At 62.9% G+C, this 13,583-nt stretch carries 11 protein-coding genes; 1 reads left to right on the top strand and 10 read right to left on the bottom strand.

Annotation, left to right across the window (positions count from 1 at the left end):
- Positions 1 to 4: 4 nt before the first annotated feature.
- The 3 genes from FH041_RS18955 to FH041_RS18965 are packed head-to-tail and all read right to left on the bottom strand — an operon-like array spanning position 5 to position 1,792.
- The gene (locus tag FH041_RS18955; protein WP_027913537.1) at positions 5 to 277 is read right to left on the bottom strand and encodes a phosphopantetheine-binding protein; all 273 of its coding nucleotides are present in this window, start codon (positions 275 to 277) and stop codon (positions 5 to 7) included.
- Positions 246 to 1,064: a 1-acyl-sn-glycerol-3-phosphate acyltransferase gene (locus tag FH041_RS18960; RefSeq protein ID WP_027913538.1), complete on the bottom strand. Its 819-nt coding sequence runs from the start codon at positions 1,062 to 1,064 to the stop codon at positions 246 to 248. The genes FH041_RS18955 and FH041_RS18960 overlap by 32 nt, the downstream gene beginning before the upstream one ends.
- Positions 1,040 to 1,792: a beta-ketoacyl synthase chain length factor gene (locus tag FH041_RS18965; RefSeq protein WP_173645885.1), complete on the bottom strand. Its 753-nt coding sequence runs from the start codon at positions 1,790 to 1,792 to the stop codon at positions 1,040 to 1,042. Before FH041_RS18965 ends, FH041_RS18960 begins: the two co-directional genes overlap by 25 nt.
- Positions 1,793 to 2,059: 267 nt before the next feature.
- On the opposite strand from FH041_RS18965, the gene FH041_RS18970 reads away from it, so the two are divergent.
- A complete protein-coding gene (locus tag FH041_RS18970; protein WP_027913540.1) occupies positions 2,060 to 2,833 on the top strand; it encodes a ParA family protein in 774 nt (257 codons plus the stop codon).
- A gap of 72 nt (positions 2,834 to 2,905) precedes the next feature.
- Here the strand turns inward: FH041_RS18970 and trxC are convergent, their stop codons facing one another.
- From trxC to FH041_RS19005, 7 genes are all read right to left on the bottom strand, one after another.
- Entirely contained in the window at positions 2,906 to 3,340 is a 435-nt protein-coding gene (gene trxC / locus FH041_RS18975) for a thioredoxin TrxC (RefSeq protein WP_140174948.1), read from the bottom strand.
- Positions 3,341 to 3,366: 26 nt separating this feature from the next.
- Positions 3,367 to 4,827, bottom strand: coding sequence for a protein adenylyltransferase SelO (selO, locus tag FH041_RS18980; protein ID WP_140174950.1), 1,461 nt, complete (start codon positions 4,825 to 4,827; stop codon positions 3,367 to 3,369).
- A gap of 121 nt (positions 4,828 to 4,948) precedes the next feature.
- Positions 4,949 to 8,257, bottom strand: coding sequence for a mechanosensitive channel MscK (mscK, locus tag FH041_RS18985; protein ID WP_104926594.1), 3,309 nt, complete (start codon positions 8,255 to 8,257; stop codon positions 4,949 to 4,951).
- 35 nt (positions 8,258 to 8,292) lie between these two features.
- On the bottom strand, positions 8,293 to 10,035 hold the full coding sequence (locus FH041_RS18990; protein ID WP_023532459.1) for a potassium/proton antiporter: 1,743 nt from the start codon (positions 10,033 to 10,035) through the stop codon (positions 8,293 to 8,295).
- Positions 10,036 to 10,228: 193 nt separating this feature from the next.
- On the bottom strand, positions 10,229 to 11,407 hold the full coding sequence (gene choV / locus FH041_RS18995) for a choline ABC transporter ATP-binding protein (protein WP_027913544.1): 1,179 nt from the start codon (positions 11,405 to 11,407) through the stop codon (positions 10,229 to 10,231).
- Complete coding sequence (gene choW, locus FH041_RS19000) at positions 11,404 to 12,252, bottom strand: choline ABC transporter permease subunit (RefSeq protein ID WP_173645905.1); 849 nt, start codon at positions 12,250 to 12,252, stop codon at positions 11,404 to 11,406. The genes choV and choW overlap by 4 nt, the downstream gene beginning before the upstream one ends.
- Before the next feature lie 82 nt (positions 12,253 to 12,334).
- Positions 12,335 to 13,282 carry a choline ABC transporter substrate-binding protein gene (locus FH041_RS19005; RefSeq protein WP_023532510.1) on the bottom strand — a complete coding sequence of 316 codons (948 nt, stop codon included), beginning with the start codon at positions 13,280 to 13,282 and terminating at the stop codon, positions 12,335 to 12,337.
- Positions 13,283 to 13,583: the final 301 nt, after the last annotated feature.

Here is a 13,583-nt window from a genome sequence, read left to right on the forward strand (position 1 = left end):
GATCTCAGGCGGCCTGACGGGCAGTGACGAACGCCGCCAGGGCGGCGACACTGCTGAAATGGTTGCGGGTGTCCTTGGCATCGGCGTCGATCTTGATGCCATAACGCTTCTGGATGGCCAGGCCGAGCTCGAGCGCATCAACCGAATCCAGGCCCAGGCCTTCGCCGAACAGGGTCTGTTCGTCGTCGATGTCCTGGATGCTGATGTCCTCCAGGCCCAGGGCGTCGATGATCAGTTGCTTGAGATCACGGTTGAGGTCTTGCTGTGGCGCGCTCATCGGCGGCGAGCTCCTTGATGTAGTAGTTGTGCAGGTAGTCGTTGAGCAGGCGGGAAGCTTTGGGTGCAGGGCCCAGCGCTGCGTAGGCGTCGGGATGCACGTCCGGGCCCACCGAAAGGGTGAAGTGCACACGCCTGCCAGGGATGCGGTACCAGGGTTCGTTCTTGGTCAGCGTGGTTGGGCTGACCTTGATGGTGACTGGGGTGATGACGCTTGCACCGCGCAGGGCAATCGCAGCCGCGCCGCGGTGAAAGGCCGGCGGCTGGCCGGGCGAGGTGCGCGTGCCTTCCGGGAAAATCACCAAGGTCTGGCCCTGCTGCAGCGAGGCGACGGCGGCGTCGAGCATGTCCATGCTGCCATCGTTGCCGATGTATTGCGCCTCACTGACCGGCCCGCGTGTGAACGGGTTGTCGAACAGGCTCTGCTTCACGACGCAGTTGGCCTGGCGTACCAGGCCGATCAGGAACACCACGTCGATCAGGGAGGGGTGATTGGCAATGATCATCTGACCCGGCCGGCCCAGGCGCTCGGCCCCTTCGATTTCGTACGTCAGCACGCCCATGGCGCGCATGAACTGCACGAAGCGCCAGAACAACCAGCTGATGGTGCGCCGGGCCCGCTCGCGGTGGCGCACCCGGCCACCGGGCAGGCAGGCCAGCAGCGGAAACACGAACAGCCGCAGGGTCAGGCAGCCCATGCCAAACAGTATAAAGCTCGTCGCGGTGGCCAACAGGCGCCATATGAAGGCATCGCCTGACCTGCTCACGGCTGTCGGTGCCAGTTCCATGTACGACGCTTCCCTGTGTGAGTGAAATCGGTGCGGCCGTTGAGCATGGCCTTGAGCCAGGCCAAGCCGTGAGGCAGCCCAGGCACTGCCGGTGATGCGGCGACCTGGCCGGGCGCCAGCTGCCATTGCTGGCCTGGGGTCAGCAACAGGCCGAGCGCATAGGCGAATGGGACGTCGTCTATCCAGGGGCCATAGGCCGGCGGCGGCTGTTCTTCGGTAACGATCAACAGCACGGCTGGGGCACCATCAGCCATGAGCGCTGCGGCTTCCACCACGCCCTGCTCGAAACCATCCCCCGCGGCGGCCAGTGCCGTCATCTCGCAGGTGGAACCGCGCAGGATCGACCACAGGCCGATGACCGCGTTGTGCACCGAGAGGCTGAACTGGGTAGGTGACAGCGGCTGCCCCGCAGCCAGTTCGCCCAGAATCGAAAACGTACGGGGTGTTTCACCGTGGCGTGACACGAAGACCAGCGGCAGCGGCGGCTGGCCCTCTGCCAATGGCCAGGCCACCGCGAACGCCATGCGCGCCATGTGGCTCAGCCGACGGCGTTGCATGGCCGGCAGAAAGGCCACGTCAGGCGCGCAGGCGTCAGCACCCGATGGCGAATTGCCACTGGCCCAGGCGTGCCAGTCGGCAGGCGCCGAAAGGCCCGGAGCCCATGCACGCCATTGGGTGATGTTGAAGGTGATCACGGTGGTTTTCTTCCCGCCCTGAGGGGCTTCCATGCCGAGCGAACGTGTCGGCGCCTGCCTGTCAGGGGTGGTGCGTTCATCGAGTGGCGCGCATTATCCCGGTGCGGCGGTGATGTAGCAATGGATTCGGATCCAAAGAGACAACGCCTTCAAGCGGATGTGGCGTGGTCCGATTGAATAGTTTCCTTTTTCCGACAGTCGGCACAGCGCCATGTCTGGTGCGCAGCCGCTGTAGCAGCGCTGGCCATGGGCACGGCGTCGCCACATACTCGGCAACTCGTCCCTATCCGGAGGTCAGTCATGCGACGCGTGGTGTTCAATCAGAAAGGCGGGGTGGGCAAATCCAGCATCGCCTGCAACCTGGCAGCGGTAAGCGCCCATGAAGGCTACCGAACCTTGCTGATCGACCTGGATGCACAGGCCAACTCGACCCAGTACCTCACCGGGCTGGTGGGCGAAGACATTCCCATGGGCATCGCCGATTTCTTCAAGCAGAGCCTGTCCAGTGGGCCCGGGGTGAAGAAGAATAAGGTCGATATCCACCAGACACCGTTCGAAAACCTGCATGTGGTCACCGCCACCTCGGAGTTGGCCGACCTGCAACCCAAGCTCGAAGCCAAGCACAAGATCAACAAGCTGCGTAAATTGCTCGACGTCTTGAGTGAAGATTACGAGCGGATTTACATCGACACCCCGCCGGCCCTCAACTTCTATGCCGTCTCGGCGCTCATCGCAGCGGACCGAGTGCTGATCCCGTTCGACTGCGACAGCTTCTCGCGTCAGGCCCTGTACGGGTTGCTGGCCGAGATCGAGGACATCAAGGAAGACCACAACGAACACCTGGTCGTCGAGGGCATCGTGGTGAACCAGTTCCAGCCCCGTGCCAGCCTGCCGCAGCAGATGCTGGACGCGCTACTGGCCGAAGGCTTGCCGGTGCTGCCGGTGTACCTGGGCAGTTCAGTGAAGATGCGGGAGTCGCATCACGCCAGCCTGCCCCTGATCCACCTCGACCCCCGTCACAAACTGACCCAGCAATTCGTGGCGCTGCATGATTTGCTGGGTGGGGATGAGTAGGTGCAGCTTGATCAGACGTCTGCACGAGGGGCTACGTATCCCCTATGAGTCGCTGCTTGCAGGTACCTGAGGTCAAACCCCCTGGCTGCGCAGCCACTCCAGCAGTGGCTGAAGGGGAAGTGCCCCTGCCTGGCGCGCGATCTCGCGGCCGTTGCGCATCAGTATGAGGCTCGGGATCGAGCGAATGCCCAGTTGCCCGGCCAGGGAGCGGTTGGCTTCGCTGTCGAGCTTGGCCAGGCGGCAGCGGCCAGTCAGTTGGCGGGCCGCTTGTTCGAAGACTGGCGCGAAGGCCTTGCAGGGGCCACACCAATCGGCCCAGACGTCGATCAGCAAGTGCAGGTCGCCTTTGACCTGGCTTGCATAGCTGCTCTCGGTCAGCACGAACGGCGCCTGGAGCACCACTTGCTGCTTGCAGCGGCCACACTTGGGCGCATCGCCCAGGCGGTCGGCGGACATGCGGTTCAGGCCGTTGCAGTGAGGGCAAGGGACAATTAGCGGATCGGTCATTGCATCTCCGTTGGCGTCTGTGGGCTTCAGGACGAGCAACTGATTTCCAGGTGCTTGCCCCAGGCAGGTGGCGGCGCTGCATAGGCCTGCATTCCGGCCTGTTCCTCGAACGGGCGGCTCAGCACCTCATGCAAACGCCTGACCTCAGTGTAGTCGCCTGCCTCGGCCGCTTCGATAGCGTTCTGCGCCAGATAGTTACGCAGCACATACAGCGGGTTCACGGCGTGCATGCGCTCACGCCGCCCGGCAGCATGGTTCGGTTCACGTTCGCAGCGCGCTTGATAGTCGACAGCCCAGGCGTCGAAACCCGCCAGGTCGATGAAGGCGTCACGTACCGATTGCAGCGCGTCGGCCAGCGGTTGATCGCCCAGGCGGCGGAAGAACAGGTTGTAGTCCACACCACCGCTCTGCATGCGTTGCAGGAGGCGCTCGACCAAGGCCATGTCTTCATCCTCGGCGGTAGTCAGGCCGAGCCGGCGACGCATCAGGTCCAGGTAATGGGCCTGGTAGAGGGGCAGGAACAGCGCCAGTGCCTGCTTGAGCGCTTCGACCTCGACCACCGTGGTCAAGGCCTGGGCCAGCGCGCTGAGGTTCCAATGGGCGATCGGTACCTGGTTGGCATAGCTGTAGCGGCCGCGGTCGTCGGAGTGGTTGCAGATGAAGTTGGCATCGAAGTCGTCAAGGAAAGCGAACGGGCCGAAGTCGAAGGTGATCCCCAGAATCGACATGTTGTCGGTGTTCATCACGCCGTGACAGAAACCGTACGCTTGCCAGCGTGCGATCAGCTCGGCATTGCGCTCGACGATGGTCTGGAACATGGCCAGGTAAGGCTGCTCGGCGTCTTTGCACTGCGGGTAATGCTCATCGAGTACATGGTCGATCAGCACGCGCTGCTGCTCGGGCTGCTGAGTGTAGTAGAAGTATTCGAAATGGCCAAAGCGGATATGGCTCTGGGCAAGGCGGGTGAGCATGGCGGCGCTTTCCTGGGTTTCCCGCCACACCGGAGTGCTGGAGCCGATCACACACAGGGCTCGGCTGCTGGGGATACCGAGGGCATGCAAGGCTTCGCTCGCCAGAAACTCACGAATCGAGGAGCGCAGCACGGCACGGCCATCGCCCATGCGCGAGTAGGGGGTCTGGCCGGCGCCCTTGAGGTGCAGGTCCCAATGTTCACCGGCATCGTTGACCACCTCGGTCAGTAACAGGCCGCGGCCGTCACCCAGGCGCGGGTTGTAGCCGCCGAACTGATGGCCGGAATACACCATCGCTCGTGGATCGGCGCCTTCCCAGAGCTTGTGGCCACTGAACAGTTCGGCGAACAACGGCAGCTCGGCCTGGGCCGGGTCGAGGTCGAGCAGCGCCATGGCCGATGCACTGGCGACCACCAGGCGAGGGTCTGCGATCGGCTCGGGCAGTACCTGGGTAGAGAATGCGTCCCCCAGGCGGGCGAAGCGGTTGTCGAAGGTGAGCTGGTCGAGGGCTTTCACGGGGCTGCTCCTGAGTCGAGGTGGCAAGCGGCCGCTGCGTGGCCCTGTGCGGGCGGACCGGCCGTGAGCGAGGGCCAGGCCCTCGCGGGTTGAACGGGCGTCTCTGCCCTATGGAGTCCAATCACACCGGTTGAGTGCCATCGGATTTGGGCGAGTCCATCGGTATCAACTGTTGTTTGCCGGCTTTGGGGTCCATCAGGAACACCTCGACCTGGCGTACGGAGATCTTGATATCGTGCGCCTTGAACTCCCGGTTGATGTAGCGATTGATCTCGTCCAGCGTCGGGTTGCGATCACCCAGGTCACGGACGTGCATGCGCAGTTCGTGGTCCAGTGAGCTTTCGCCGAATTGCAGGAAGTACACCAGAGGTTCCGGGTCCTTGAGCACCCGCGGGTTCTCATGCGCACCCTTGAGCAGCAGGTCGCGTACCAGGTCCAGGTCCGAGCCGTAGTCGATGCCCAGTTTCAGGGTCACGCGGGTAACGGTATCGGTGAGCGACCAGTTGATCAGTTGCCCGGTGATGAACGTCTTGTTGGGGACGATGATGTCCTTGCGGTCGAAGTCGGTGATGGTGGTGGCGCGGATGCGGATCTTGCTCACCGTGCCCGACAAGTTGCCGATGGTGATGGTGTCGCCGATACGCACCGGGCGTTCGAACAGGATCATGATGCCCGAAATGAAGTTGGCGAAGATTTCCTGCATGCCGAAACCCAGGCCTACCGACAGCGCGGCGACCAGCCACTGCAGCTTGTCCCAGCTGACCCCCAGGGTGGAGAGGGTACTGACGATGCCGACGCCGACGATGGTGTAGGACAGCAGCGTGGTGGTGGCGTAAGCACTGCCTTGGGCCAGATTAAGCCGCGACAGTACCAGCACCTCCAGCAGGCCAGGCAAGTTGCCGGCCAGGGCGAAGGTAATGCCCACGATCACCAGTGCGCCGAGCAGGTCACCGAGGCTGATGGGGACCATGCTCGCCGCAGCGCCCGTACCGCTGGTGTATTCGTACAGCACGAAGTTGTTGAGGTAGGCGAATACCGAGAGCAGGTCCGACCACACCCAGTACAGGCCGGCGATGAAGCCGCCGAGCAAGGCCAGGCGGATAAGGCGCAGGGACTGCTGATTGACCTGTTCGATGTCCAGCGTCGGTTCTTCGACGACGACTTCGCCATCGAGCCCTTCCTTGGCTGCAGCCCGCTTGCTGAGCGCGCGCTGGTAGGCCAGGCGTCGGGCGGCCACGGAAAGCCCGCGCACGAATGCCGCCTCGATCACCAGCCAGAACAGCAGCAGGTAGAGGGTGTAGATCAGGCGGTCGGTGAGTTTCAGCGCCGTGTAGTAGTAGCCGAAGCACACGGCGATGAACAGGGCGATGGGCAAGGCCGTGAAGGCCACGCCCACTGCTTTGCGAAACAGCGAGGTGTCGCGGTGGGCAGGGCTGCTCAGCAACAGGCGGCTGAGCAACCAGGCCATCAGTGCGTAGCAGGTCAGCACAACGCCAATCCCCAGCACGTCGTCGGCCAGCGCCGAGGGCTGGTGCTCGGCCACCGCCACCACCCCCACCAGTGCCAGCACCACAGTGCCCAGCCGCCGAACCCAGCCGCGCAAGAACTCCACTTGGGGCTTGTACCAGCGGAAGTGAATCTCGGCCACCCCGCCAGGCGAGAGGATGCGGTAGGCCGTATAGAACACCAGCCAGGCCTGGGCCAGTTGCCACAGTGCCGCGCCAAGGTTGGCGTTCTGGCCGCGAGCGTCGATCTGCAGGGCGTAGCTGCACAGCGCCAGGCCCAGGCTCACCGGCATCGCCAGCAGGATGTTGATCAGGATCGCCTGCGGGGTGTGCCACTGGCTGTCGCGACGGAAATGGCCGATGTCCTGGTGCACCTTGCCCAGGCGCTGGTACAGGTACTTGCGTCGCCACAGCAACGCGCCGATCACCAGCAACAGCGGCAGGAACAGCAATGGGCGCTGGCTCAACCCGTCAGCCAGCTCCTTGAGGCCCGAGCTCCACGGCAGGTCCGCCACCTGGTCGGCCAGGCGTTGCGGCACATAGGCCAGCCAGTCCCAGTCCAACGGCTTGTTGCTGGGTATCCAGAACATCTGCTCGTCCAGCGTGGTGCGCAGGCTTTGGGCAGTGCCCAGTAGCTGCTTCTGGTTCAGTTGCAGGGTAATGGATTCGTTGAGCAGCGCCGACAGCTCTCGGTTCAGGCGTTCGAGCAAGTCGCTGCGGGTGATGGCCACTTCCAGCAATGCCTTGCGCAATTGGGGGGTGACGGTTTCGGGGGGTTGTGCAGCCAGCAGTTTGTCCACGTAGCTGACCGGGCTGCTCATCTGCTCGCGCTGCTGATTGACTTCGAACTGGTACAGGCGCGTGTCGGCGATCTGGTCAGCCAGGTCACGGTCGAGCTTGAGGTGCGGCAGAGTCTGTTTCTGTTTGTACAGGATCTTGGACAGCAGCAGGCTGCCCTTGAGTACGCTGATCTGCTCGTCCAGCGCCTGATCGGCCTGGGTCAGGGTGTCGAGCTGCTGCTTGGTCCGCAGGTTCTGCTGGGTCAGTTCGTTGAGCCGGTCGGTGCTTCTGAGCAGGTAGTCGGACAGCTTGAGGTTGGCCGCGCTTTCGGTGGCCAGCAGGCTGCTGCCGCCGGCTTTCTGGGCTTCGATCGACTGCTGCGTGACGGTTTCCTGGGACTGGGCCAGGCGTTTGTCGTTGATCAGGGTCTGCAGGTCCTGGATTTCCTGCTCCAGGCGTGCCGTGCGCTCGATCAGCAGGTCATGGCGGGCATTGCCCAGGTCCTGCAGCACGCTGTTGCCGGCCAGCTCCTGGCGGCGTAATTGGGTGAGGGCGTTGAGCGAGGCCAGTTCGGCGTTGAGCTGGTTGCGCAGGTCGGCGCTGATGGGCTTGCCCGCATCCTTGCCGCTTTTGAGGATGCTGTTGATCTGCTGGGCCCGCGCCTGGCTGCTGCTGATCTCGGACTGGGCCCGTTCGGGGCGGGTCTGCGAATTGATGATCAGGCTGTTGGCTTCGGACAGCGCCTTTTGCAGCTCGCCTTGCTGGGTGGTGCGTTCACTGAGCATCTGCTCGAGCTGCGGCACGCCCAGGCTGGCGTAGCGCTGGGCCACCGACTGCACCGAACTCTGCTTGAGCCTTGCCAGTTCTTTCTGGCTGTCGCTGGTTTCCTTGGGCGCGCTGGCCAGCTGCTGCTTGAGGGCGGTCAGCTTGCGTTCGTTGTCTTCTTTGCTGGCCAGCAGGCTGAGGGTTTGCTCGAGCACTTGCTGCAGGGCCTTCTGATCGGCTTCGGGCAGCTTGCGCTCGGCGATCTTGTCCAGGCTTTCCTGGACGCTGGCGGTGGTGGGGGCTTCAGCGGCGGCGACCGCCAGGGGAAGGCAAAGGCACAGCCCGAGCAGGGCTGTGCGAAGGTGCAGGCGAAAGGACATAGGCAGACTACTTGTGGATCAGGCAGAAACGAAGTTTAGAGGAACAATCCTGGTCCTGGTCGCGATCCTTCGGGGAATCTGACGCCCACTTTCTGAATCTTGTTCCCGTCCATGGTCGCCACGGTCCAGATCGTGCCATGCCATTCGACCTGGTCGCCTACCACTGGCGCGCCTCCGACCTTCTGTCGGATGAACTGCGCCAGCGGCATGTGGGCATCCTGGCTGTCGACGTTGAGGCCGTAGAGCGACGCCACGGCGCCGAGCTCGGCATCGCCTTCGAGCACGAAGTCGCCGAAGAAGCGCAGGTCCAGGCCGCGTTGGGGCGCCTGGCTGAAGAGTTTGCCCAGTGCAGGCAGGTTGTGCTCATGGCCGATCACGCACAGCATGTCGTCCACTTCCAGCACGGTACTGCCCGAAGGGTGCAGCAGCTGTTCGCCACGGAACAGCGCGGCGATGCGCGTGCCCTCTGGCATCTTCAGCTCCCTGAGCGCCGCTCCAATGCACCACTTTTCGGCGCCCAGGCGGTAGACGAACATCTCCCATTCGCTGGTGATGTGCACTTCCAGTGCCGAGCGAGAGATGGGCGCCGGGTCTGGCGGCACCGTCACCTTGAGCAGTTTGGCCATCCAGGGCAGGCTGGTGCCCTGCACCAGCAGCGAAACCAGGACGATGAAGAACGCCAGGTTGAAGAACAGCTGGGCGTCCGGCAGGCCGGCCATCAGCGGGAATACCGCCAGGATGATGGGCACGGCGCCGCGCAGGCCTACCCAGGAAATGAAGGCTTTCTCGCGGTCGTGGAACGCCTTGAAGGGGAGCAGTGCGGCAACGACCGACAACGGGCGTGCGATCAGAATCATCCACAGGGCAAGGCCCAGTGCCGGCAGGGCGATAGGCAGCAGGTCGTGAGGCGTCACCAACAGGCCCAGCACCAGGAACATCCCGATCTGGGCCAGCCATGCCATGCCGTCGAGCATGTGCAAAATGCCGTGCCGGCTGCGGATCGGCTTGTTGCCCAGCACCAGCCCGCACAGGTAGACCGCAAGGAAACCACTGCCGTGCAAAGCGTTGGTCAGCGAGAAGACCACCAGCCCACCGGCCACGACCAGAATCGGGTAAAGGCCGCCTGCCAAGTTGATGCGGTTGACCAACTGCAGCATCACCCAGCCGCCGCCCAGCCCCAGCAACCCGCCGATGCCGAACTCGCGCAACAGGTGGCCCAGCAGGCTCCAGTGCAGCCCGGTCTGGCCACTGGCGATCATGTCGATGAGGGTCACGGTGAGGAACACCGCCATCGGGTCGTTGCTACCCGATTCGATTTCCAGTGTGGCGGTGACCCGTTCGTTCAGGCCTTTACCGCCCAGCAGTGAGAAGACCGCTGCGGCATCGGTGGAGCCCACGATGGCGCCAATCAGCAGGCCCTGGATCAGGCTCAGGTCGAACAACCAGGCCGCCACCATGCCGGTCAGCGCCGTGGTGATCATGACCCCGACCGTTGCCAGCGAAAGCGCCGGCCACAAGGCGACCCGGAAGCTTGCCACCCGCGTGCGCAAACCACCGTCGAGCAGGATCACGGCAAGCGCGAGGTTGCCCACCAGGTAGGCGGTTGGGTAGTTGTTGAAAATGATGCCACCCCCGTCCACGCCAGCGATCATGCCGACGGCCAGGATGATGACCAGAATCGGGATGCCAAGCCGCGACGACAGCGAACTGACCAGGATGCTTGCCCCCACCAGCAATGCGCCGATCAGGAACAGGCTATTGATGGTACTGGCATCCAAAGGCAGGTACTCCGGGACAACGAGGAGGGAAGACGTGATAGCGCGGATTCGGTGTTTGCTAGCAGGTCGCGTGCCAACCGATTCTAACCTGATGAATTGGCAGCCTGTAAAGCGTTTCTGAAGATGTAGGCAAGCCAGCCCGCAGCGCGCGCCGCCTTCAAAGAAGAGGGCCGCGAATGCGGCCCTCGTGCAATCAACCGTGGTTCTTGCCCAGCAAGGCGTGATAAAGCTCGGTGTCTCCCAGAATCCCCACGACTTTGTCGTTTTCCTGCAGCACCAGCTTGTTGCCGGTCTGGTAGCGAATCTGCAGTGCCTCACGCATGCCGATATCGGCATGCACCAGGGTTGGCCTGCGGCTCAGGCCTTCCACTGACTGCCCTGGCGCCCAGTTCTGCATCTCCAGCCCGTTCTGGCCTTGCCGTGCACGCTTGATCGAATTGCCTTCACCCAAGTCCAGCCACGAATCGCCACCGGGGTCCAGGCAGACCGAGCCGTTGACGCGCTTGCAGTTGTCGAGCGAGCGCATCAGGCTGCGTCCGCACAGTACGTTCAGCGGATTGGTATGGGCCACGAAGGTGCGCACGTATTCATCGGCCGGGTTGAGCACGATTTCCTCGGGCTTGCTGTACTGGATGATCCGGCCGTCCTTCATGATCGCGATCCGGCTGCCCAGCTTGAGCGCCTCGTCCAGGTCGTGGCTGACGAAGACGATGGTCTTGTTCAGCTGGCTCTGCAGGGTCAGCAATTCGTCCTGAAGGCCTTGGCGAATCAAGGGGTCCAGGGCCGAGAACGGTTCGTCCATCAGCAGGATGTCGGCATCCATGGCCAGCGCGCGTGCCAGGCCGACGCGCTGTTGCATGCCGCCGGACAATTCATCGGGCTTCTTGTTGCGCCACTGTGCCAGGCCTACCAGTTCGAGCTTTTCGTCGACCAGCTTGCGACGCTCCTTCTCGGGGCGGCCCTGCATTTCGAGGCCGAAGCTGATGTTCTCGCGCACCGTGAGCCAAGGCATCAGGGCGAACTTCTGGAACACCATGGCGATACGCTTGGTGCGCATCATCTTCAGTTCAGCCGGGGTGCAGTGGGCGATATCGATGTGCTTGCCTTCGTGCTCCACGAACAGCTTGCCGCGGCTCACGGTGTTCAGCCCGTTGATACAGCGCAGCAGGCTGGACTTGCCCGAACCGGAAAGGCCCATGAGCACGCAGATCTCGCCTTTCTGGATGTCCAGGTTGGCTTTCTCGACGCCGACCACAAGCCCGGTCTGCTTGAGAATCTCTTCGCGGGTCTTGCCCTGGTCCAGCAGCGACAGCGCTTCGCGTGGCTTGTTGGAGAAGATGACGTCGACGTCTTCGAATCGAATGATACTCATGCTTCACTCCTGGCCGGCAGCTCCGGTTGCTTGCAGATACGGTCGAGCATGATCGCCAGCAGCACGATTGCCAGGCCCGCTTCGAAGCCCAAGGAAATATCGGCGGTGTTCAGTGCGTTGACCACGGGTTTGCCCAGGCCGTCGGCGCCCACCAGGGCGGCGATCACCACCATCGACAGCGACAGCATGATGCATTGGGTGACGCCTGCGGCGATGCTCGGCATCGCATGGGGCAGTTCGATACGGGTGAGCAGTTGACGGCGCGAGCAGCCAAAAGCCTTGCCGGCGTCCATCAGTTCCTGGGGCACATCGCAGATACCCAGGTAGGTCAGGCGGATGGGGGCGGCGATGGCGAATACCACCGTCGAGATCAACCCAGGCACCACGCCCAGGCCGAACAGGGTAAGGGTAGGGATCAGGTAGACGAAGGTGGGGACCGTCTGCATCAGGTCGAGCACCGGCCGCATGGCGGTGTAGAACATCGGCTTGTGTGCGGCGACGATACCCAGCGGCACGCCGATGGCCACGCAGACCACGGTGGCGAAACTGACCTGGGCCAGGGTTTCCATGGTTTCCTGCCAGTAGCCCAGGTTGAGGATCAGCAGAAAGGACACTGCGACGAAGGCGGTCAATGCCCACTTGCGCTGGATCAGGTGCGCCAGGGCAGCGAATAGCGCGATGAGCACGAGCGGGTTGAACCAGGTCAGGGTACTGGTGACCCCATGGATCATGAACTCCAGGCCTTGGGCGATGGCGTCGAAATAATTCGCGCCGTGCTGGGTCAGCCACTCGACGAACGAGGACATGTACTGGCCCAGGGGTATTTTCTGATCGATAAGCATGATAGCGAGCTTCCACCTGCGTAGATTGAAATCAACCCGGGGCGGGCACGGTCCTGCCCCGAGGTAGCGCTACTGCGTAGTTCGGTTATTGCGTCAGCTTGGCCTTGGCCGCCTCGAGACCAGGTTTGCCATCCACGGTGGTCACGCCTGCCAGCCAGGTGTCCAGCTTGCCAGGATTGTCCTTGAGCCATTTGCGCGCGGCGGCGTCGGGCTTCATCTTGTCGTCCAGGACATAGCCCATCATGGTGCTTTCGTCCTTGAGCTCGAACGACAGGTTCTTCAACAGTTGGCCGACGTTGCTGCATTCCTGCGCATACCCCTTGCGGGTATTGGTGTACACCGTCGCCTTGCCGAAATCGGGGCCGAAGAACTCGTCCCCACCGGTCAGGTACTGCATCTTGAACCGAGTGTTCATCGGGTGCGGCTCCCACCCCAGGAACACGATGGCTTCGCCACGTTTCTGCGAGCGATCCACCTGGGACAGCATGCCGGCCTCGCTGGACTGGACGATCTTGAAGCCGGCGTCCTTCAGGCCGAAGGCGTTCTTGTCGATCATGCTCTGGATGGTGCGGTTGCCATCATTGCCCGGCTCGATCCCGTAGATCTTGCCGCCTAGCTCATCCTTGAACTTGGGAATGTCGCTGAAATCCTTCAAGCCCTTGTCGTACAGGGCTTGCGGTACTGCCAGCGTGTATTTGGCGTTTTCCAGGTTGGCGCGCAGGGTTTCGACCGTACCGGCGTCGCGGTACTGCTTGATGTCGTTCTCCATGGTCGGCATCCAGTTGCCGAGAAACACGTCCAGGTCCTTGCCGGCCGCCAGCGACTTGTAGGTCACCGGCACCGAGATCATGGTGGTGTGCGTCTTGTAGCCCAAGGCGTCGAGCACAGCGCTGGTGGTGGCCGTGGTTACCGTGATGTCGGTCCAGCCGACATCCGAAAACCGCACCGTCTGGCACTGCTCGGGTTCTGCAGCCTGGGCCAGTACCGGTGCGGACAGCAACGCGACCAGCAACAGCGAGGGTGAACCTTTCATGGGTGGACTCCTGTGATTTTGTCTTCGGGTTCGCGTGGTTCGTCGGACGTTCTGAGGGTCCGATCGATCAGGCCTGCAGAGGGCAGGTTGCGTGGCCGTGCTTTACGAGTCGCTTTCGATAATCCTCCAGCGCCGAGCAATCGCCTACTGGTGGAGTCGTATCCAGTACGCAACGGGTCGCATCCAGTATGGGCAATGTCGCTTATGGATTCTTCTGCCCATCCTGCCGCTTTTTTGCGTCACCAAGGCGCCGGAAAGCGGCGCGCTGGGCCTGCAAAACAGGCGGCGCGGCTGGACAAGA

This window comes from Pseudomonas sp. SWI7 (assembly GCF_006351945.1).
In the GTDB taxonomy this organism is placed as follows: Bacteria; Pseudomonadota; Gammaproteobacteria; order Pseudomonadales; family Pseudomonadaceae; genus Aquipseudomonas; species Aquipseudomonas fulva.